The organism is Geodermatophilus sp. URMC 65 (assembly GCF_053502545.1).
On sequence record NZ_CP199954.1, the window covers coordinates 3922967 to 3942516 of the forward strand.

The window sequence follows — 19550 nt, forward strand, 5'->3', positions numbered from 1 at the left end:
TGCCCCGGAGCGCACGGCGGTCCGGTGCGTGGGAGACGATCGGCCGCGTGGACGGCGAGGCGGGCCCGACGGAGTGGGGGACGACGGTGGGCGTCGGTCCCTGGCCCGGGCCGTGGCCCGGGGACCCGCGCTACGACCCCGAGCTGCTCGCGCACGGCGACCGGCGCAACGTCGCCGACCGCTACCGCTACTGGCGGGTCGAGGCGGTCGTCGCCGACCTCGACGCCCGCCGGCACCCGTTCCACGTCGCGATCGAGAACTTCGGCCACGACCTCAACATCGGGACGGTGGTGCGGACGGCGAACGCGTTCCTGGCCGTTGAGGTGCACATCGTGGGTCGCCGTCGCTGGAACCGCCGGGGGGCGATGGTCACCGACCGCTACCAGCACCTGCGCCACCACCCGGACGTCGGCGCGCTGGCCGCCCACGTCGCGCGGGAGGGGCTGACGCTGGTCGCCGTCGACAACGGACCCGGCGCCGTCCCGCTGGAGACCGCCCACCTGCCGGAGCGGTGCGTGCTGCTGTTCGGCCAGGAAGGGCCGGGGCTGACGCCGGAGGCCCGCGCGGCCGCCTCGATGACCGTCTCCATCGCCCAGTTCGGCTCCACGCGGTCGATCAACGCCGGCGTGGCGGCGGGCATCGCCATGCACGCCTGGATCCGGCAGCACGCCCGGCTGGGCCTCACGTGAGCGGGGGGTCCGGGTCGATGCCCCGGGCGCGCAGCGCCGCCTCCACGGCCTCGCAGACCGTGCGGACGACCGCCACCCGCGCCCACCGCTTGTCCTCCCCGGCGACCACGTGCCAGGGGGCTGCCTGGGTGTCGGTCCGCTCCAGCATCTCCTCGACCGCCGCCTCGTAGTCCGGGCGCTTCTCGCGGTTGCGCCAGTCCTCGTCGGTGAGCTTCCAGGCGCGGTAGGGGTCGTCGCGGCGGGACTCGAAGCGGCGCAGCTGCTCCTCGGGCGAGAGGTGCATCCAGAACTTGACGATCACCGTGCCCTCGTCAGCGAGGCTGGACTCCAGGTCGGCGATCTCGCCGTAGGCGCGGCGCCACGCGTCGTCGGCCGCGAAGCCCTCGACCCGCTCCACGAGCACCCGCCCGTACCAGGTGCGGTCGAGCACGGCCATCCCGCCCCAGCCGGGGAGGACCGGCCAGAAGCGCCACAGGAAGTGGTGCCGCTTCTCGTCGTGGGTGGGCGCGGCGAACTGGGCGACCCGCACGTGGCGAGGGTCGAGCCGCTCGACCAGACGCTTGATCGCGCCGCCCTTGCCCGAGGCGTCCCAGCCCTCGAACAGCACGAGCAACGGCGGTCCGATCTCGCCCGGGCCGATCTGTCCACCCAGGAGCAGGCGCAGGTGCACCAGCCGCTTCTGCGCGGCCTTGAGCTGCTTCGCCTCCTCGTCCTTGGACAACCGCAGGGTCAGGTCCACTTCGGCGAGCCGGCTCATGCCGGCCAGCGTGGCAGGACGTGGCGCGGCTCACCTGGCGAACCCGCGGCGTGCCAGGTGCTGTCCCGGGCTGCGGCTGCCGATGACAGGGAGACGGCACCGCACCCGGCGAGGCAGGGGAGGACATGGGCTCCAGTCATCCGGACGACGTCGACCAGCTGCCGGTCCCGGCCGATCCCGGCGCTCCCGACGAGACGCCCGACCCGGCCGACTGGGACGACGCCTGGCTGCCCGAGTGGCTGGGCGACGAGCCGGGCGGGACCCCGCCCGTCGAGGACGCCGGCCGCGGGCCGGCAGCCGGGGACCCCGAGCCCGAGCCCGACGGCCGGCAGCCGGACACCGACCCCGTGCCGGACGCCGGGCAGCCGGATCCCGACCCCACGCCGGACGCCGACCCCACGCCGGACGCCGGGCGCGAGCCGGACCAGGAGGACCAGCCGGACGTCGAGGACGCGCCGGACGCGCCGGACGCGGAGGACCAGCGCGCCCCCGAGCCGGACCTGGCACCGGCTGAGGTCCCCGCCGGCGACCTCCCGACCGCAGACCCCGACGACGGGCCGGCCGGATCCGCCACCGCGGCTGCCTGGCCGGCGGAAGTGACCGCCGGGCCGGCCCAGCCCGCCGAGCCGGCCGAGCCGGCCGAGCCGGCCGAGCTGGCCGAGCCCGCCGAGCCCGCCGAGCCGGCCGAGCCGGCCGAGGCGATCGACGCGTTCCTGCAGCCGGCGCCGGCGCCGGTCCGCGTCGTCGTCGGCGCCCGAGCCCCGTCGCGTCGACGCGCGCTCTCGGTGGCGGCCGGCCTGCTCGTTGCCGGGGCGGTCGCCGCGGCGTCGCTGCTGGCACCCGGGTCCGACACCCCGGTCCCGGCCGCGGACGTCGCCGCGCCGACCACCTCCGCACCGGCGGTGTCCGACCGCGCCACCCCTCGACCGACGCCGGCCCCCTCGCCGGGAACCCCGCCCGCGACGACGGTGGCACCGCCGCCGCCCGGGCCGCCGGCGCCTGCCGGTCCTGGCTCCCCGCGGTCCGATGCCGTGACCAGGACACCGCCGCGGGCCGCGGTCGTGACATCTCCTCGCCCCGCCGTGACCCCGGCACCGGCCGTGCCGGTCGCCGTTCCCGGGACGACGGATGCGGTCGTCCCCGTCGTCGCCCCCTCGGAGCCCGAGGGCCCCGAGTCCGCACCGGACGCCATCCCGGTCACCGGTGCGCCGATCGTGGGGACGCCGGACGGGACCGGCACCGACGAGACGGCGGGCGACGCCCCCGACGAGTCGACGGAGAAGGACGAGACCGGCGATCCGGAGCCCCCGACCGCACCCGAGTCGCCGGCCCCGGAGGACTCGGGTGGATCGGGGGAGGATCCCGCGGAGCCGGGGGAGCCGGGACCTCCTGAGGGCGACCCCACCCAGACGCCGTCCGACGTGCCCGAGCCCACGCAGCTCCCGCTGCCGACGGAGGGGACCGGCCCGCCGGGAGCGTGATCTCACCCGCGGGCCGGGCCGACGGGAGCCCCGGGGTGGGACCATGGGGATGCCATGACTGCCCTCCCTCTCGTGTTCGAGGCCCCCCGCCGGGGCAAGCCGCCACGCCACCTCGCCGACCTCACCCGCGCGGAGGCCCGCGCCGCGGTCACCGAGCTGGGCCAGCCGGCCTTCCGGGCCGACCAGCTCGCCCGGCACTTCTACCGGGGCGTGACCGACCCGGCGCAGATGACCGACCTGCCGGCCGCGGTGCGCGAGGAGCTCACCGGCGCGCTGCTGCCCGGCCTGCTCACGCCGGTGCGGACGCTGAGCGCCGACGGCGGCCGCACCCGCAAGACCCTGTGGCGGCTGCACGACGGAGCGCTGGTCGAGAGCGTGCTCATGCGCTACCCGGACCGGGCCACCGTCTGCATCTCCAGCCAGGCCGGCTGCGGCATGGCCTGCCCCTTCTGCGCCACCGGCCAGAACGGGCTGACCCGCAACCTCTCGGCCGCGGAGATCGTCGGCCAGGCGGTCGCGGCGGCCGCGGCGATGGCCAACGGTGAGGTCCCCGGCGGGCCCGGCCGGCTGTCCAACGTGGTCTTCATGGGCATGGGCGAGCCGCTGGCGAACTACGCGCGCGTCCGCAAGACCCTCGACGCCCTGGTGAGGCCCGCGCCGCACGGGTTGGGGCTGTCGCAGCGCTCGATCACCGTCTCCACCGTCGGCGTCGTCCCGGCGATCCGGCGGCTGACCGAGGAGGGGCTGCACGTCACCCTCGCGGTGAGCCTGCACGCGCCCGACGACGAGCTGCGCGACACCCTGGTGCCGATCAACACGCGTTGGAAGGTCGACGAGGTCGTCGACGCCGCCGACGCCTACGCCGCGCGCACCGGCCGCCGGTACTCGGTGGAGTACGCACTCATCCGCGACGTGAACGACCAGCCCGAGCGCGCCGACCTGCTCGGCCGGCTGCTCGCCGACCGGCGGGCGCACGTCAACCTCATCCCGCTCAACCCGACGCCGGGCAGCCGCTGGGACGCCAGCCCGCTGCCCGCGCAGCGCGAGTTCGTCGCGCGGCTGCGGGCGCACGGCGTGCCGACGACGGTCCGCGACACCCGCGGCCAGGACATCGACGGCGCGTGCGGTCAGCTCGCCGCGGCCGACCGGGTGGAGGGCGTGCCCACCGTGGCCGTCCCCGCGCCGTCCCTCGAGCCGCCGGTGGAGCTGGGCGCCGAGGCGGACGAGTGAGCTCGGAGGCGCCGGCGGCGGAGGCGCACGAGCACAGCCACGCCGACGTCTCCGGCGGGTGGCTGCGGGCCGCCGTCTTCGGCGCCATGGACGGGCTGGTCACCAACACCGCGCTGGTCGCCGGCGTCGGCGGCGGAGGCGCCTCCTCCCGCGCGATCGTGCTGTCCGGCGTGGCCAGCCTGGTCGCCGGCGCCATCTCCATGGCGCTGGGGGAGTACACCTCGGTGCGCACGCAGAACGAGCAGCTCGACCTCGAGGTGGAGAAGGAGCGCCGCGAGCTCGAGCGCAACCCGCGCGGCGAGCTCGCCGAGCTGGTGCAGATGCTGCGGGTCCGCGGCGTGGACGCCGACCTCGCCCAGCAGGTCGCCGTCCAGCTGCACCGCGACCCCGACACCGCACTGCGGCTGCACGTGGTCGCCGAGCTGGGGCTCAACCCGGCCGACAAGCCCTCGCCGTGGACGGCGGCGGTCTCCTCGTTCCTCACCTTCGCCACCGGCGCGGTGATCCCGCTGCTGCCCTACCTGCTGGGCTTCTCCGTGCTCGCCGCCGCGCTCATCTGCGGCGCCGTGGGCCTCGCCGTGGCCGGGGCGCTGTCGTCACGCTTCACGCCGCGGCCCTGGTGGTACGCCGCCGCGCGCCAGCTGCTCTTCGGCGCGGTCGCGGCCGGGGTCACCTACGCGGTCGGGCTGGCGATCGGCGTCGGCGTCAGCTGACCCGTCAGCCGCTGCACGAGAGGCCGGCGGCCTCGATCGCAGCACGCGTTCCAGCGGTGGGCAGAGCCACCGGGATGGCGCTGTCCCGGAGGTCGCTCGGCACCACCTCGGCCGTCGACAGGTCCGCGCCGGCGAGCGCGGCGAGATCGGTCAGGGAGGTCCCCGGGTCGACGGTGAGTGCCCCGGTGGTCGCCCACCCCACGGTCTGCAGCCGCCATGGCCGGACGACCGTTCCGCGGACGGAGTCCACCAGCGCCCCGAGCACCGTGCCGGCGGCCGACGCCCGTCCGTCCGGGTCGGCCGGGACCGGCGTCCAGGCCCCGTCGACGAGGTGCTGCGGGTGCCGGGAGCGGACCAGGGCCAGCGCGGTGCGCCCGTCGACGTGCTGCATGACGAGAGGCCCGCCCCCTGCAGCAGGGGACGGGCCTCTCGGGTGCTCGCGGCTACTTGGCGCGCCAGGCGTTGCGGCGGCGTCGCCAGTCGAGCAGCAGGATCAGGATCATCACGGCGGCGATGGACACCACCCAGATGTCCTCGATCCGGCCCTCGTGGTTCCCGAACAGGTAGGCCAGCATGAACAGCGTCGCGATGACCGCACCGACGCGGCCCCACCTGCCGGTCTCGCCGTGCCAGCCCCAGTCCTCGGGGCGCTCGTGCTCGACGGGCTGGGCCCCGGCCCGGACGACGCCCTCCTCGCGGTTGGGCTGGTTGACCCGCCCGGTCGCGGGGTGGTCCACGGAGATGCGCTCGCGGTGGGTCTGCTCGCTCACACCACCATCCTGCCAGCACCCCGTCGGCGGCACCCACCGAGGGAGGGCGGCGCGTCGGGGAGGATGCGCCCGTGAGCGACCTGCGCGAGGTGACGGTGCTGGGCTCCACCGGGTCGATCGGCCGGCAGGCGATCGCGGTGGCCGAGCAGAACCCCGACCGGCTGCGGATCACCGGCCTGGCCGCCGGGGGCGGGGACGTCGCCCGGCTGGCCGAGCAGGCGCTGTCCCTCGGCGTCCGCACCGTCGCCGTGGCGCGGGCGACCGCCGCCCAGGACCTGCAGCTGGCCTTCTACGCCGCGGCGTCCAAGCGCGGCTGGTCGAGGGGCGAGTTCGCACTGCCGGAGATCCTCGCCGGCCCGCGGGCGGCCGAGGAGCTCGCCGCCCGCCCGGCCGACGTCGTCCTCAACGGCATCACCGGCTCGATCGGGCTGCGGCCCACGCTGTCGGCGCTGCGGGCCGGCCGCACCGTCGCGCTGGCCAACAAGGAGTCGCTCGTGGCCGGCGGGGAGCTGGTCACCGCCGCGGCCGCACCCGGGCAGCTGGTGCCGGTCGACTCCGAGCACTCGGCGCTGGCGCAGTGCCTGCGCGGCGGCGCCCGCAGCGAGGTGGCCCGGCTGGTGCTCACCGCCAGCGGCGGGCCGTTCCGCGGCCGCAGCGCCGCCGAGCTGGCCGACGTCACCGTCGAGCAGGCGCTGGCGCACCCGACCTGGGACATGGGCCCGGTCGTGACGATCAACTCGGCGACCCTGGTCAACAAGGGCCTGGAGCTCATCGAGGCACACCTGCTCTTCGACGTCCCCTTCGCCGAGATCGACGTGGTCGTGCACCCGCAGTCGATCGTGCACTCGATGGTGACCTTCGCCGACGGCGCGACCATCGCCCAGGCCAGCCCGCCGGACATGCGGCTGCCGATCGCGCTGGCCCTGGCCTGGCCCGACCGGCTGCCTCGCGTGCAACCGGCGCTGGACTGGTCGACGGCGAGCAGCTGGGAGTTCGCCCCGCTGGACGACGAGGCGTTCCCCGCCGTGTCGCTGGCCCGCTCCGCCGGTCAGGCAGGGGGCGTGGTGCCGGCGCTCTACAACGCCGCCAACGAGGAGGCGGTCGCGGCCTTCCTGGCGGGTCGCCTGCCGTTCCGGGGCATCGTCGACCTCGTCGCGCGTACCCTCGACGACGCGCCGGACCTCGGCGCACCCACCCGCGTCGAGGACGTGCTGGCCGCGGAGAAGTGGGCCCGGGAGCACGCCCGGGGCGTCATCGCCGGAGGCTGAACTGAGCGGAGCACTCCTCACCGTCCTCGGCATCGTCCTCTTCGCGCTCGGACTGCTGTTCTCGATCGCCTTCCACGAGTACGGGCACTTCTTCTGGGCGCGGAAGTTCGGCATGCGGGTGCCGCAGTTCATGGTCGGCTTCGGCCCGACCGTCTTCTCCCGCACGCGCGGGGAGACCGAGTACGGCGTCAAGGCCGTACCGCTCGGCGGCTACATCCGCATCATCGGGATGATCCCGCCGGCCGAGGAGAACGAGAGCAAGCGGGCGACCCGCATGCGCTCGTTCATCGCCGAGGTCCGCGGCGCGGCGCTCGACGACGTCCGCCCCGGCGACGCGGGGCGGGTCTTCTGGGCCAAGCCCTGGTGGCAGCGGGTCATCGTGATGTTCGCCGGCCCCTTCCACAACCTGGTGCTGGCGGTGCTGCTGTTCAGCGTGCTGCTGACCGTGGTCGGCACCAGCGTGTTCACGACGACGGTGCGGACCGTCCCGGCCTGCGTGCTCCCGGCCGACGCCGTGACCCAGGGCGAGACCGACCCGTGCGCGGTGCCGATCGACCCGCAGGGACAGACCTGCGCCGAGGGGACGCCGGGCTGCGCGCTGCCCCAGCAGAGCCCGGCCGCGGCCGCCGGCCTGCGCCCCGGGGACACGATCGTCGCCATCGACGGTCAGCCGCTGGACCCGACGGCGTACGACAGCTGGACGCGGATGCAGGAGGCGATCCGCACCAGCCCCGGGCAGCCGCTGGACCTCACCGTCGAGCGGGACGGGGCACGACAGCAGCTCACCGTCACGCCGATCCCCAACACCGTCTACGCCGACCCGACCGACGCCACCGAGGGGACGACGACCGCCGGCTACCTCGGGATCTCGCCGAGCGGACAGCTGGCCCGGCAGGACGCCTCGGCCATCCCCGGCTACTTCGGGATGATCCTGACGAACGCCGTCGAGCGGCTGGTCGAGATCCCCGAGCGCATCCCGCAGCTGTTCCGCGCGGCGTTCCTGGGGGAGGAGCGCGACCCCAACGGGCCGATCGGCGTCGTCGGCGTGGGCCGCATCTCCGGCGAGGTCTTCTCCATCCCGCAGCTCACCACCCTGGAGAAGGTCAGCACGTTCCTGCAGCTGCTGGCCAGCATCAACCTGGTGCTGTTCCTGTTCAACCTGCTGCCGATCTACCCGCTCGACGGCGGGCACGTGGCCGGCGCGCTGTACGAGAAGGCGCGCTCGGTCGTCGCCCGGCTGCGCGGCCGGCCCGACCCCGGCCCGTTCGACATCGCCCGGCTGATGCCGGTCGCCTACGCCGTCGCAGGCTTGTTCGTCGTGCTCTCGGGCCTGCTGCTGATCGCCGACATCGTCAACCCGATCACCCTGCAGTAGCCGCGGAGGTGTTCCGCCCCACGTCACCGGCACCGATCTGTGACACAGGGCGATACTCGTGGTCATGGCCATCCCCGTCGGTCTCGGCATGCCCGCAGCACCCCCGCCCGTCCTCGCTCCCCGGCGCAAGACGCGTCAGCTCATGGTCGGCGACGTCGGCGTCGGCAGTGACCACCCGGTCAGCGTGCAGTCGATGACGACGACCAAGACCGCTGACATCAACGCCACGCTGCAGCAGATCGCCGAGCTGACCGCCTCGGGCTGCCAGATCGTGCGGGTCGCCGTCCCGGACACCGACGACGCCGAGGCGCTGCCGATCATCGCCAGGAAGTCGCAGATCCCGGTCATCGCCGACATCCACTTCCAGCCGCGCTACGTCTTCGCGGCGATCGACGCCGGCTGCGCCGCCGTCCGGGTCAACCCGGGCAACATCAAGAAGTTCGACGACAAGGTCGGCGAGATCGCCAGGGCGGCCAAGGGCGCCGGCATCCCGATCCGGATCGGCGTCAACGCCGGGTCGCTGGACAAGCGGCTGCTGGCCAAGTACGGCAAGGCCACGCCCGAGGCGCTGGTCGAGTCGGCGCTGTGGGAGTGCTCGCTGTTCGAGGAGCACGACTTCCGCGACATCAAGATCTCGGTCAAGCACAACGACCCGGTGGTCATGGTGCGCGCCTACGAGCTGCTGGCCGCACAGTGCGACTACCCGCTGCACCTCGGCGTCACCGAGGCCGGCCCGGCCTTCCAGGGGACCATCAAGTCCGCCGTCGCCTTCGGCGCGCTGCTCTCCCAGGGCATCGGCGACACCATCCGCGTCTCCCTCTCGGCCCCGCCCGCCGAGGAGGTCAAGGTCGGCAACCAGATCCTCGAGTCGCTGAACCTGCGCCAGCGCGGCCTGGAGATCGTCAGCTGCCCCTCGTGCGGCCGCGCCCAGGTCGACGTCTACACGCTGGCCGACGAGGTGACCGCGGGCCTCGACGGGCTCGAGGTGCCCCTGCGGGTGGCGGTCATGGGCTGCGTCGTCAACGGCCCGGGCGAGGCCCGCGAGGCCGACCTCGGGGTGGCGTCGGGCAACGGCAAGGGGCAGATCTTCGTGAAGGGCGAGGTCATCAAGACCGTGCCCGAGTCGCAGATCGTGGAGACCCTGATCGAGGAGGCCATGCGCCTCGCCGGTGAGGTCGTCGACGAGGGCACGCCGTCCGGCCCGCCCGTCGTCACCGTCAGCTGACCGGTCCGGTGCTGCGCTCGCCGGTGTCTTCCACCCACCCCACCACCCCGACGGCGCGGGTCCTCGACGAGACCGACGAGCCCGCCGTCCGTGCCCTGCTCGCCAGCGACCCGGTGGCGGCCTGCGTCATCGCCGGGCGGGTCGAGGCCGTCGGCACCTCCGCCGCGGCCCTCGGCGCCCCGCTGTGGGGTCTGGACAGCGGGCGCTCGCTGGACGCGATCTGCCTGGCCGGGGCGAACCTGATCCCGTTCGCCCTGCCGGGGGCCGAGCGCCCGGCGGCCGCCGCCTTCGCCGAGCGCGCCCGCCGCGCCGGACGGCGCTGCTCGACCATCGTCGGCCCGGCCGCCTCCGTGGACCCGCTGTGGGGGCTGCTGGAGCCCTCCTGGGGACCGCCCCGCGACCACCGGCCCCACCAGCCGCTGCTGGCCATCGAAGGCCCGCCGGCGATCGCCCCGGAGCCTCGGGTGCGCCCGGTGCGGCCGGTCGAGCTCGACGTCCTGCTGCCGGCCGCGGTGGCCATGTTCACCGAGGAGGTCGGGGTCAGCCCGCTGCGGGTGGACGGCGGCGTGGCCTACCGCGCCCGCGTCGCCGACCTGGTCCGCGCCGGCCAGTCGCTGGCCTGGATCGAGGGCGGCCAGGTGCTGTTCAAGGCCGAGATCGGCGCGGTCTCCCGCGGCGTCTGCCAGGTGCAGGGCGTCTGGGTCGCCCCCGCCCACCGCGGCCGCGGCATCGGCGCCGCCGGCACCGCGGCCGTCGTCGAGTACGCGCGCACCGCGATCGCGCCGGTGGTCAGCCTCTACGTCAACGACTTCAACGCCTCCGCCCGCGCGGCCTACGCCCGGGTCGGGTTCCGCGAGGTCGGGCAGTTCGCCAGCGTCCTGTTCTGACGGGAGGACCTCCCTGCCCCCCGTCATGTGAGGACCCCGTCCTCCTCACTCCTCGCACGCTCGGAGTGAGCTCGGGACGGAGCCAGCGGCGGGACCCTGCAGGGAGGCCGTTCCAGTACGTCACCGGTGGGGATCGGCCTCCCGGGGATCGACGTCCTCGTCTGGAACGCTGTCTCCCCGTGCGCACACGTCGGGGGACGGTCCTGGGGTCCACGTTCACACTGCTCGCCGTGCCGGTGCTGGCGGCCTGTTCGGGCAACGCCGAGGACGACGTCCGCTCCGCGGCCGAGGCCTTCCTCGCCGACTGGGCGGCCGGGGACACCGCGGCCGCCGCCGGTGCCACCACGGACCCCGACGTCGCGACCGCCCTGCTCGGGCAGACCGCGACCGACCTGCCCGAGGCCGTGCTGAGCCCGGAGGTCGGGCCGGTGACCGTCGAGGACGGCACCGCCACCGTCGACTGGACCGCCACCTGGGACCTCGCCGCCGCCCCGGACTGGAGCTACCCCGCCATCCTGCGGCTGCAGGAGGCCGAGGAGGGCTGGGACGTCGTCGCGGAGCCGGCCCTGGTGCACCCGGAGCTGGGCGAGGGCCAGCGCCTGCTGCTGGAGCGCGAGCTGCCCGAGCGGGCCGACATCACCGACGCGGCCGGGCAGCCGCTGTTCGCCCCGACCGAGGTCGTCAACGTCGGCGTCGACCCCGCCCAGGTCACCGACCTGCCGGCGCTCGCGGCGGGGCTGTCGTCGGCCACCGGGATCCCCGCCGAGGAGATCGTCGCCGACGTCCAGGCCGCGCCCGCGGGCCAGTTCGTGCCGGTCATCACGCTGCGCCGTCCGGACTTCGAGGCCATCCGCGCGCAGGTCTTCGACCTGCCCGGCGCGGTGTTCCCCACCGACACCCGGCTGCTGGCCCCCAGCCCCCGCTTCGCCTCGGCCCTGCTGGGCCGGGTCGGCCCGGCGACCGCCGAGGTGATCGAGGAGACCGCGGAGGACGGCACCCAGGTGTACGCCGCCGGCGACGAGCTGGGCCTGTCCGGGCTGCAGCGCGCCCTGCAGGAGCAGCTGACCGGCACCCCCGGCTTCACCGTCTCCGTCGTCAGCACCGACGAGGCCACCGGGGACCCCGGCCGTCAGATCGACGCGGTCGGGCCGGTGCCGGGCCGGCCGGTGCAGACGCCGCTGGTGCGCGAGGTGCAGACCGCCGCCGACGCCGCCGTCGCCACCCAGCAGCTGCCGACCCACCTGGTCGTCGTCCGGCCCGGGACGGGGGAGGTCCTGGCGGTGTCCTCGAACGAAGCGGCCGCGGCGGGCAACGCCCTGGCCGGCCGGTACCCGCCCGGCTCGAGCATGAAGACGATCACCGCCACCGCACTCCTGGCCACCGGCACGCTGACCCCGCAGACGCCGGTCGCCTGCCCCGGCACCTTCGTCGTCGACGGGCGCGAGTTCGAGAACGCCGACCAGTTCGACCTGGGCACGGTCCCGTTCACCGAGGCCTTCGCCGAGTCCTGCAACACGACCTTCATGCAGCAGGGGCTGCAGCTGCCCGACGACGCGCTGGCCGGCGCCGCCGCCTCCTACGGCGTGGGCACCGACTGGCAGCTGCCGGTCGACGTGTTCAGCGGCGAGGTCCCCGCGGACAGCACCGGGACGACGAAGGCGGCCAACGCCATCGGCCAGGGCCAGGTGCTGATGAGCCCCGCGCAGCTGGCCCTGGTGGCCGCGGGGATCGCGAGCGGGACCGCCGCGGCGCCGGTCGAGGTGGTCGGCGCGGAGCCAGCCGGACAGGTCCCCGCCGGCCCGGACCCCGCCGTGCTCGACGCGCTGCGGCCGATGATGCGCGAGGTGGTGCTCTCGGGGACGGCGAGCGGGCTGGCCGACCGCGGCGAGGTCTACGGCAAGACCGGCACCGCCGAGTTCGGCACCAACACCCCGCCCGACGCCCACGGCTGGTTCATGGGCTACCAGCTGGGCGGACCGCAGGGCGACCTGGCCTTCGCCGTCCTGGTGGAGACGGGGCAGTCCAGCAGCGTGGCCGTCGACGTGACCGACGCCTTCCTCGGCGGGCTGGGGTGAGGACCGACCCCCACTCCTCGGCATCGTCCTGGGGCCCGCCGCGAGCGTGCGAGCGGTGGGGAGGAGGGGGTCCTTCGACCTGCAGGGAGGCCGAGGGGCTCAGGAGAGTCCGGGGAACGCGCTGGTGACCGGCGTCCGGCCGGCGGCGGTGCGCCACCCGACAGCGCGCACCTCGGCGGTGCCCAGCTCCTCGACCGCGAGCTCGCGCACCGACGGCTCGGTCGCCTGGTCGAGCAGCCGGACCCAGGCCGCGGACACGCCCTCCTCGAGGACGACGGCCAGCGCGGCGGCGTCCACCGCCGACAGGACCGGGAAGGGCAGGGTGTAGCCGGCCTGGCCGGGCACCGGGTCGGCGCCGCGCGCGTCCAGCAGCGCCACCAGCCGGTCGCGGACGTCCCGGTGCGCGATGTCGCCGGCCACCGCGGGCTCGCGGGCGTCCGGCGGCAGCGCCGCGCCCACCGCGCCGTACCCCCACACGGCGGCGTGCTCGGCGGCCAGCACCTCGCGCAGCGCCGCGGTCTCGGTGCGCTCGTCGAGGACGCCGTCGTCAGCCACGTGCCCGTCCTCCGCTCACGCCAGTGCCGTCTCGTGCCCGCGCAGCCCCGCGGCGACCGCCCCGAGCAGGGCCGCCCGGGCGCCGGTCTGCCGGGCGCAGGCCGCGGCGTGGGAGGCGGCCGCGCCGGCCACCTGCTGACGCAGCCAGGTGCGCACGTCCCCGCCGGGCGGCGGGGGCGGCGGTGCGGAGGAGGACGCGGCCGGCGACGACGTCGAGGACGGCGCGGCGGCGCGCAGCCGGTCGAGCTGCTCGCCGGCCTGCGCGGCCAGGTCGCTCAGGGCCAGGGCGGGATCGGCGGTCGTCGCCACGGCGTAGGCCGCGACCACCGCCTCCTGGACGGCGACCTGGCCGGCCAGCCGGTCGGCCTCCTCGGTGCTCACCGCCGGGGCGCCCGAGGAGCCCGCGGTGCAGCCGGCGGCCAGCAGCGCGAGCCCGGCCGAGGCCGCGAGGAAGGCGCGACGGGGGAAGCCCGCGGGAGCGGGCGGAGCGAGGGGTGCCATCAGCCCCATCCTCTCAGCCCGGCCTCCGCCGGGCCGGAAGCACACGGCGGGCGGGTTCCTCCCCGGCCGCCCGGTCTCGGACCCGCGGGCGGAGCGGTAATCTGACCCTCCGCCCGGTTCCGGGCCGACGGCGTGTCCGCCGTCCCCCCGGCGGGCGGGAACACCGGCTCCGGACCACCGTGCGCGTGCCGCCGACCGAGCCCAGGAGAGGGAGGGAGCCGTGTCCGCCGCCCCCCGCACCGACCCCGTCGCCACTCGGCTGGCGGGACTGGTCGCGCCGGTCGTCGAGGCCGCCGGTTACGACCTCGAGGAGCTGGTCGTCACCCCCGCCGGCCGGCGCAGCATCGTCCGCGTCGTGGTCGACCGGGACGCCGGCGTGACCCTCGACGACGTCGCGGAGGTCAGCCGCGCGGTGTCCACGGCCCTCGACGAGCACGACGGCGAGTTCGGCAGCGCCCCCTACGTGCTGGAGGTCACCAGCCCCGGGGTCGACCGGCCGCTCACCGAGCCGCGGCACTGGCGGCGCAACACCGGGCGGCTGGTCACCGTGGCCGTGGGCCCCGCGGGCTCGGCCGAGCAGGTGACCGCGCGGGTGCTGGAGGTCGTCGGCGACGGGGTGACCCTCGCGGTGGAGGCGAAGGGCAAGCCCGGGGCGAAGAAGCGGCCGCCCACCCGGCGACAGGTGCCGTGGCAGGAGCTGGGCACCGGACGGGTGCAGGTGGAGTTCGGCCGGCACGAGCCGGGGGCGGACGGGGAGCCCCAGGACGCCACCGCGCAGCCGGATCCCGCGGACGACGACGGAGGAGGACAGTGAACATCGACGTGACCGCCCTCAAGGCGGTCGAGCGGGAGAAGGGCATCCCGGCCGACACGGTCATCGAGGCCATCGAGACGGCCCTGGTGACCGCGTACCGGCACGCCGACGGCGCGAGCAAGCACGTGCGGGTGCACGTCGACCGAAAGACCGGCGAGGTCGCGGTGCTCGCCCAGGAGCTCGGTCCGGACGGCGAGGTCGTCCGCGAGTGGGACGACACCCCGCAGGACTTCGGCCGGATCGCGGCCAGCACCGCCAAGCAGGTCATCGTCCAGCGGCTGCGCGACGCCGAGCACGAGCAGACCTTCGGCGAGTACGCGGGCAAGGAGGGCGACGTCGTCAGCGGCATCGTGCAGGCCGACCAGCGGCGCAACGCCAGCGGCACGGTGCTCGTCGACATCGGCAAGGTCGAGGCGGTGCTGCCCGCGGCCGAGCAGGTGCCGGGGGAGAGCTACCCCCACGGCAGCCGGTTGAAGGCCTACGTGGTCTCGGTCGCCCGCACCTACCGCGGCCCGCAGGTCACCGTCTCGCGCACCCACCCGAACCTGGTCCGCAAGCTCTTCGCCCTCGAGGTCCCCGAGATCGCCGACGGCAGCGTCGAGATCGTCGCGGTCGCGCGCGAGGCCGGCCACCGCTCGAAGATCGCCGTCCGCACCTCGGTGGCGGGGCTCAACGCCAAGGGCGCCTGCATCGGCCCGATGGGGCAGCGGGTGCGCAACGTCATGAGCGAGCTGCACGGCGAGAAGATCGACATCGTCGACTGGTCCGACGACCCGGCGACCTTCGTGGCCTCGGCGCTGAGCCCGGCGCGGGTCTCCAGCGCCCAGCTCGTCGACCGCCAGGCGAAGGCCGTGCGGGTCGTCGTCCCCGACTACCAGCTGTCGCTGGCGATCGGTAAGGAGGGCCAGAACGCCCGCCTGGCCGCGCGGCTGACCGGTTGCCGGATCGACATCCGCAGCGACGCCCAGCCCGACGACGCCACGCCCTCGCCGGGCGTCGGACGGGCGCCGCTGCGCTCGGGCGCACCGGCCGTGCGCGGCGGCCGCCCCGGGGGCCCGGGCGTGGGCGCACGCCCCGGTCGGGTACCCGGTGGCCGGAGCCCGGAACACCCGGGGCCCTCAGCGCGCTAGAGTGCAGGGTGGCCGAAACGTCGATCCCGGTGCGCACCTGTGTGGGCTGCCGGAAGCGCGCTCCGGTCACCGATCTGCTGCGCGTCGTCGCGCGGGACGGGGCGCTCGTCCCCGATCCGCGACGGAGGCTCCCCGGCCGGGGTGCCTCGTTGCACCCCACTCCGGAGTGCCTGCACGCAGCGGAGCGACGCCGGGCCCTCCCCCGGGCGCTGCGCCTCCCCGGAGGCGGCGGCTCCCCGGTGGAGGCCGGTCCGCTCCGGGAGCACGTCCTCGGCGCCTCTGTGGCGCACACGGGGATCGGGTCCCGGACGGGCGAGCACGCACGAACGACCACCGCACCAACACAGACGGACCCGCACCCGGCGGGGCCGCACGTCGAGAGCGAGACGTCGTCGGATGAGCAAGCCGTGAAGTCCCCACGATGACAAGCCAGACCATGCAGTACTGACGACGAGGTCGCGCGGGCCAGCCGCCGGCCTCACAAAGAGGAGATCCGTGCCAGGCAAAGCCCGCGTACACGAACTCGCCAAGGAGTTCGGTGTCGACAGCAAGACCGTGCTCGCCAAGCTCAAGGAGCAGGGCGAGTTCGTGAAGTCCGCCTCCTCGACCGTCGAGGCCCCCGTGGCCCGGCGGCTCCGGGAGGCATTCGTCGCCTCCGGTGCCAACGGCGGCGGCAACGGTGGTGGCCAGGCGGCCGCTCCCAAGCCGGCTCCGCGCCCGGGTCCGCGTCCCCCGCAGGCCCCGGCCGCCGCCGCTCCGGCCGCGCCGTCCGTCCCGGTCGCACCCGCCCCGGCACCCGCTCCGGCTCCGGCCCCCGCGCCGCAGTCGCCGGCGACCCGTGTCTCCGGTGCCCCGGCTCCGGGCCCGCGTCCCGGCGCGGCCCGGCCCGGTGCGCCCGTCCCCGGCCCGCGGCCGACCACTCCGGAGCCCCAGGCCCCGGCGGCCAGCGCGCCGACCCAGCAGCCGCCCGCGACCCAGCAGCCGCCCGCGGCGCCCGCTGACCCACGTCCGGCGGGTGCCCCGCGCCCCGGCCCGGCCGGTGGCTCCACCCCGGGCCCGCGCCCGGCCGCGCCGGGTGCCGGTCCGCGACCGGGCCCGCGCCCGGCTCCGCGTCCGGGCAACAACCCCTTCAGCAGCGCTCCCCGTCCGGCTCCGGCCGGCGGCGCGCCGCGTCCCGGTCCCGCCGGTGGCCCGCGTCCGGGTCCCGGTGCCGGCGGCCCGCGTCCCGGCCCGGCCGGTCCCGGCGGTACCCGTCCGGGTCCCGGTGCCGGCGGTCCGCGTCCGGCGGCCGGTGGCCCGCGCCCGGGTCCCGGTGCCGGCGGCCCGCGTCCGGCGGCCGGTCCCGGCGGTCCGCGTCCGAACCCGGGGATGATGCCGCAGCGTCCCTCGCCCGGCATGATGCCGCCGCGGCCGGCCGGTGCCGGCCGTCCCGGTGCCCCTGCCGGTCGTGGCCGTCCCGGGGGTGGCCCCGGTGGCGGTGGCGGCGGCTTCCGTCCCGGTGGCGGTGGCGGTGGCGGTGGCGGTGGCGGTGGCGGCGGCGCTCCCGCCGGCGGCGGTTTCCGCAGCGGCGGCGGCGGTGGCCGCGGCCGGGGCCGTGGTGGCTCCGGTGCCGGTACCGCAGGTGCCTTCGGCCGTCCCGGCGGGCGCGGCCCGGTCCGCGGGCGCAAGAGCAAGAAGCAGCGGCGCCAGGAGTTCGACCAGATGGCGGCGCCCAGCATGGGCGGCGTCAGCCTGCCGCGGGGCAACGGGCAGGTCGTCCGGCTGCCGCGCGGTGCGTCGCTGACCGACCTCGCCGAGAAGATCGGCGCCCAGCCGGCCGCGCTGGTCACCGCCCTGTTCCACCTGGGCGAGATGGTCACCGCGACCCAGTCGGTGAACGACGAGACGCTGCAGCTGCTCGGTGCCGAGATCGGCTGGGACATCCAGGTCGTGAGCCCCGAGGACGAGGACCGCGAGCTGCTCGAGACCTTCGACCTCACCTTCGGCGACGAGGGTGACGAGGAGGACTGGGAGGCCCGCCCGCCGGTCGTCACCGTCATGGGTCACGTCGACCACGGGAAGACCAAGCTGCTGGACGCCATCCGGAACACCAACGTGGTGGCGCGGGAGGCCGGCGGCATCACCCAGCACATCGGCGCCTACCAGATCACCACCGAGCTGGAGGGCGAGGAGCGCCCGATCACCTTCATCGACACCCCGGGTCACGAGTCGTTCACCGCGATGCGTGCCCGTGGCGCGAAGGTGACCGACATCGTCGTCCTGGTCGTGGCCGCCGACGACGGCGTCATGCCGCAGACGGTCGAGGCGCTCAACCACGCCCAGGCCGCCGAGGTGCCCATCGTGGTCGCGGTCAACAAGATCGACAAGGAGGGGGCCAACCCCGCCAAGATCCGTCAGCAGCTCACCGAGTACGGGCTGGTGGCCGAGGAGTACGGCGGCGACACGATGTTCGTCGACGTCTCCGCGACCACCCGCCAGGGCATCGAGGACCTGCTGACCGCGATCCTGCTGACCGCCGACGCCTCGCTGGACCTGCGGGCCAACACCCAGATGGACCCGCAGGGCGTGGTCATCGAGGGCAAGCTGGACAAGGGCCGTGGCCCCGTCGCCACGGTGCTGGTCCAGCGCGGCACGCTGCGCCAGGGAGACTCGATCGTGGCCGGCGACGCCTACGGGCGGGTCCGGTCGCTGCTCGACGAGCACGGCAACAAGCTCAAGGAGGCGCTGCCCGCGCGTCCGGTGCAGGTCGTCGGTCTCACCTCCGTGCCCCGCGCCGGCGACACGTTCCTCGTCGTCGAGGAGGACCGGGTGGCCCGGCAGATCGCCGACCGCCGCCAGGCCCGCATCCGCAACGCGCAGAACGCATCGATGCGCAAGCGGATCAGCCTGGAGGACCTCGACGCGGCGCTCAAGGAGAACCGCCAGCTCAACCTGATCATCAAGGGCGACAACTCGGGCACCGTGGAGGCGCTCGAGGACGCGCTGATGAAGATCGAGGTGAGCGACGACGTCTCGCTGCGGGTCATCCACCGCGGGGTCGGGTCGATCACCAAGAGCGACATCGACCTGGCGCTGGCCGACGACGTCATCGTCCTGGGCTTCAACGTCCGGGCCGAGGGGCAGGCCACCGAGCTGGCCAACCGCGAGGGCATCGACGTCCGGTACTACTCGGTCATCTACCAGGCGATCGAGGAGATCGAGGCGGCCCTCAAGGGCATGCTCAAGCCGGAGTACGAGGAGGTCGGGCTCGGCACGGCGGAGGTCCGCGAGGTCTTCCGGGTGCCGCGGATCGGCAACGTGGCGGGCTCCATCGTCCGCAGCGGGACGATCACCCGGAACTCCAGGGCCCGGTTGGTCCGCGACGGCGTGGTCGTCGCCGACAACCTCACGGTCGAGTCGCTGCGCCGGTTCAAGGACGACGTGACCGAGGTCCGCGAGGGCTACGAGTGCGGTATCGGTCTCGGGTCGTTCAACGACATCAAGGTCGAGGACGTCATCGAGACCTTCGAGATGCGCGAGAAGCCGCGCGAGTAGTCCGGGACGGCCGCGGCCGGGGGGTGTCCCTGGCCGCGGCCGCGCGACCTGAGCAGACGAAGGACCCCGAGGAGGACCCTGTCCTCCCCACCGCTCGCGAGCTCGCGGCGGTTCCCAGGACGGGGCCGCCCGAGCCCTCGCAGGCTCGGGGCGGGGTCCGGGACGGAGCCGAGTGTTCACCGGGTCGCTGACCGCGGACCTGCTGCTGGGGGACGTCCACTCGCTCAAGGGCAAGCGCGCCGTGGTCCGGCCGATCGTGGCCGAGCTGCGGCGCCGCTACGCCGTGGCCGCCGCGGAGGTCGGTGACCAGGACCTGCACCGCCGCGTGCAGGTCGGGGTGGCCACGGTGGCCGGGGACGCCGCTCAGGTGAGCGACGTCCTCGACGCCTGCGAGCGGTTGCTGGCCGAGCGGCCGGAGGTGACGCTGCTCTCGACGCACCGGCAGCTGTTCAGCGACACCGACTGTTGAAGGACCCCGTCCTCCCCACTCTTCGCACGCTCGGGGTGGGACCCGGGACGGGGCCGCCCGCGGCCGAGTCCCGGCCG

The 19550-nt window shown here is 75.4% G+C and carries 19 protein-coding genes and 1 pseudogene; 15 read left to right on the top strand and 5 right to left on the bottom strand.

The genetic code is table 11. From position 1 onward, the window contains the following. Window positions 1-47: 47 nt before the first annotated feature. Window positions 48-689: a TrmH family RNA methyltransferase gene (locus ACWIX7_RS19030; protein ID WP_448617978.1), complete on the top strand. Its 642-nt coding sequence runs from the start codon at window positions 48-50 to the stop codon at window positions 687-689. On the opposite strand, the gene ACWIX7_RS19035 is transcribed toward ACWIX7_RS19030, so the two are convergent. Then, the gene (locus ACWIX7_RS19035) at window positions 682-1446 is read right to left on the bottom strand and encodes a polyphosphate kinase 2 family protein (RefSeq protein WP_448617979.1); all 765 of its coding nucleotides are present in this window, start codon (window positions 1444-1446) and stop codon (window positions 682-684) included. The two genes, ACWIX7_RS19030 and ACWIX7_RS19035, sit on opposite strands and share 8 nt — an antisense overlap. 125 nt (window positions 1447-1571) lie before the next feature. Between ACWIX7_RS19035 and ACWIX7_RS19040 the strand changes: the two genes are divergently transcribed. The 3 genes from ACWIX7_RS19040 (at window position 1572) to ACWIX7_RS19050 (ending at window position 4870) form a co-directional block, all read left to right on the top strand. Beyond that, window positions 1572-2927 (top strand): hypothetical protein, encoded by a 1356-nt coding sequence (locus ACWIX7_RS19040; RefSeq protein WP_448617980.1) that lies wholly within the window; start codon window positions 1572-1574, stop codon window positions 2925-2927. A 72-nt stretch (window positions 2928-2999) separates the two neighbouring features. Beyond that, on the top strand, window positions 3000-4157 hold the full coding sequence (gene rlmN, locus ACWIX7_RS19045) for a 23S rRNA (adenine(2503)-C(2))-methyltransferase RlmN (RefSeq protein WP_448617981.1): 1158 nt from the start codon (window positions 3000-3002) through the stop codon (window positions 4155-4157). After that, a complete protein-coding gene (locus ACWIX7_RS19050) occupies window positions 4154-4870 on the top strand; it encodes a VIT1/CCC1 transporter family protein (RefSeq protein WP_448617982.1) in 717 nt (238 codons plus the stop codon). Before rlmN ends, ACWIX7_RS19050 begins: the two co-directional genes overlap by 4 nt. Before the next feature lie 4 nt (window positions 4871-4874). Here ACWIX7_RS19050 and ACWIX7_RS19055 read toward each other — a convergent pair whose 3' ends face one another. Both ACWIX7_RS19055 and ACWIX7_RS19060 read right to left on the bottom strand, forming a co-directional pair. Further along, window positions 4875-5261, bottom strand: a complete 387-nt coding sequence (locus ACWIX7_RS19055; protein WP_448617983.1) for a hypothetical protein — start codon at window positions 5259-5261, stop codon at window positions 4875-4877. A 52-nt stretch (window positions 5262-5313) separates the two neighbouring features. Further along, on the bottom strand, window positions 5314-5640 hold the full coding sequence (locus tag ACWIX7_RS19060; protein WP_448617984.1) for a DUF2631 domain-containing protein: 327 nt from the start codon (window positions 5638-5640) through the stop codon (window positions 5314-5316). Between the two features lie 71 nt (window positions 5641-5711). On the opposite strand from ACWIX7_RS19060, the gene dxr reads away from it, so the two are divergent. The 5 genes from dxr to ACWIX7_RS19085 all read left to right on the top strand — a co-directional run bounded on the left by dxr (window position 5712) and on the right by ACWIX7_RS19085 (window position 12470). Continuing rightward, entirely contained in the window at window positions 5712-6908 is a 1197-nt protein-coding gene (gene dxr / locus ACWIX7_RS19065; protein ID WP_448617985.1) for a 1-deoxy-D-xylulose-5-phosphate reductoisomerase, read from the top strand. A 52-nt stretch (window positions 6909-6960) separates the two neighbouring features. Then, the gene (locus ACWIX7_RS19070; protein WP_448622168.1) at window positions 6961-8283 is read left to right on the top strand and encodes a M50 family metallopeptidase; all 1323 of its coding nucleotides are present in this window, start codon (window positions 6961-6963) and stop codon (window positions 8281-8283) included. A gap of 64 nt (window positions 8284-8347) precedes the next feature. Further along, a complete protein-coding gene (ispG, locus tag ACWIX7_RS19075) occupies window positions 8348-9508 on the top strand; it encodes a flavodoxin-dependent (E)-4-hydroxy-3-methylbut-2-enyl-diphosphate synthase (RefSeq protein WP_448617986.1) in 1161 nt (386 codons plus the stop codon). A 23-nt stretch (window positions 9509-9531) separates the two neighbouring features. Next, on the top strand, window positions 9532-10395 hold the full coding sequence (locus tag ACWIX7_RS19080; protein ID WP_448617987.1) for a GNAT family N-acetyltransferase: 864 nt from the start codon (window positions 9532-9534) through the stop codon (window positions 10393-10395). Window positions 10396-10625: 230 nt separating this feature from the next. Further along, the gene (locus tag ACWIX7_RS19085) at window positions 10626-12470 is read left to right on the top strand and encodes a penicillin-binding transpeptidase domain-containing protein (RefSeq protein ID WP_448617988.1); all 1845 of its coding nucleotides are present in this window, start codon (window positions 10626-10628) and stop codon (window positions 12468-12470) included. 99 nt (window positions 12471-12569) lie between these two features. Here the strand turns inward: ACWIX7_RS19085 and ACWIX7_RS19090 are convergent, their stop codons facing one another. Both ACWIX7_RS19090 and ACWIX7_RS19095 read right to left on the bottom strand, forming a co-directional pair. Continuing rightward, window positions 12570-13025 (bottom strand): ferritin-like domain-containing protein, encoded by a 456-nt coding sequence (locus ACWIX7_RS19090; protein ID WP_448617989.1) that lies wholly within the window; start codon window positions 13023-13025, stop codon window positions 12570-12572. 15 nt (window positions 13026-13040) lie between these two features. Continuing rightward, a complete protein-coding gene (locus tag ACWIX7_RS19095) occupies window positions 13041-13526 on the bottom strand; it encodes a hypothetical protein (protein ID WP_448617990.1) in 486 nt (161 codons plus the stop codon). Between the two features lie 220 nt (window positions 13527-13746). On the opposite strand from ACWIX7_RS19095, the gene rimP reads away from it, so the two are divergent. The 6 genes and pseudogenes from rimP to ACWIX7_RS19125 all read left to right on the top strand — a co-directional run bounded on the left by rimP (window position 13747) and on the right by ACWIX7_RS19125 (window position 19473). After that, window positions 13747-14340 (top strand): ribosome maturation factor RimP, encoded by a 594-nt coding sequence (rimP, locus tag ACWIX7_RS19100; protein WP_448617991.1) that lies wholly within the window; start codon window positions 13747-13749, stop codon window positions 14338-14340. Further along, window positions 14337-15470, top strand: a complete 1134-nt coding sequence (nusA, locus tag ACWIX7_RS19105; RefSeq protein WP_448617992.1) for a transcription termination factor NusA — start codon at window positions 14337-14339, stop codon at window positions 15468-15470. Before rimP ends, nusA begins: the two co-directional genes overlap by 4 nt. A gap of 41 nt (window positions 15471-15511) precedes the next feature. Next, window positions 15512-15895 carry a YlxR family protein gene (locus ACWIX7_RS19110; RefSeq protein ID WP_448622169.1) on the top strand — a complete coding sequence of 128 codons (384 nt, stop codon included), beginning with the start codon at window positions 15512-15514 and terminating at the stop codon, window positions 15893-15895. A gap of 70 nt (window positions 15896-15965) precedes the next feature. Continuing rightward, window positions 15966-16106, top strand: a pseudogene (locus ACWIX7_RS19115) (translation initiation factor IF-2 N-terminal domain-containing protein); the annotation flags it as partial. A gap of 735 nt (window positions 16107-16841) precedes the next feature. Next, window positions 16842-19004, top strand: coding sequence for a translation initiation factor IF-2 (infB, locus tag ACWIX7_RS19120; protein WP_448622170.1), 2163 nt, complete (start codon window positions 16842-16844; stop codon window positions 19002-19004). A 172-nt stretch (window positions 19005-19176) separates the two neighbouring features. After that, complete coding sequence (locus ACWIX7_RS19125) at window positions 19177-19473, top strand: DUF503 domain-containing protein (protein ID WP_448617993.1); 297 nt, start codon at window positions 19177-19179, stop codon at window positions 19471-19473. Window positions 19474-19550: the final 77 nt, after the last annotated feature.

Bases quoted from the DNA above. Each gene is read 5' to 3' on its own strand.
- ACWIX7_RS19035 (WP_448617979.1), bottom strand. From the start codon at position 1,446: ATGAGCCGGCTCGCCGAAGTGGACCTGACCCTGCGGTTGTCCAAGGAC.
- ACWIX7_RS19040 (WP_448617980.1), top strand. From the start codon at position 1,572: ATGGGCTCCAGTCATCCGGACGACGTCGACCAGCTGCCGGTCCCGGCC.
- ACWIX7_RS19055 (WP_448617983.1), bottom strand. From the start codon at position 5,261: ATGCAGCACGTCGACGGGCGCACCGCGCTGGCCCTGGTCCGCTCCCGG.
- ispG (WP_448617986.1), top strand. From the start codon at position 8,348: ATGGCCATCCCCGTCGGTCTCGGCATGCCCGCAGCACCCCCGCCCGTC.
- ACWIX7_RS19095 (WP_448617990.1), bottom strand. From the start codon at position 13,526: ATGGCACCCCTCGCTCCGCCCGCTCCCGCGGGCTTCCCCCGTCGCGCC.
- infB (WP_448622170.1), top strand. From the start codon at position 16,842: ATGCCGCAGCGTCCCTCGCCCGGCATGATGCCGCCGCGGCCGGCCGGT.